We start from the raw sequence: 290 nt of genomic DNA, 5'->3' as shown, positions 1-290 counted from the left end.
CAAAACATGATTTTCGTCCCCTTCGTCTAGAGGCCTAGGACACCGCCCTTTCACGGCGGTAACAGGGGTTCGAATCCCCTAGGGGACGCCACTTCTCTTCTTGCTAACAAGAATGCAGAGTTAAGAACGAAATTCTTAACTCTGTTTTCTTCAGCCTTGTGCTGTTGCAAACATGCTCTTTAACAATCTGGAAAGCTGATTTAAAAAGTAGTTCTCAAACATTTGTTACAAGTGCTTTGGAAACTTCTTGGCGAAAACCAAAATTTATTTTGGTCCTTGTTGTACTTCAA

1 tRNA gene is annotated in these 290 nt (G+C 41.7%); it reads left to right on the top strand.

Going from position 1 to position 290, the window contains the following annotated elements:
* Positions 1-15: 15 nt before the first annotated feature.
* Positions 16-91: transfer RNA gene (locus MM194_RS21845), tRNA-Glu, on the top strand.
* Positions 92-290 lie beyond the last annotated feature (199 nt).

The organism is Aeromonas sp. MR16 (assembly GCF_022549315.1).
In the GTDB taxonomy this organism is placed as follows: Bacteria; Pseudomonadota; Gammaproteobacteria; order Enterobacterales; family Aeromonadaceae; genus Aeromonas; species Aeromonas aquatica.
The sequence above is the reverse complement of the archived record's forward strand: the minus strand, read 5'-3'. Positions and strand labels throughout refer to the sequence as shown.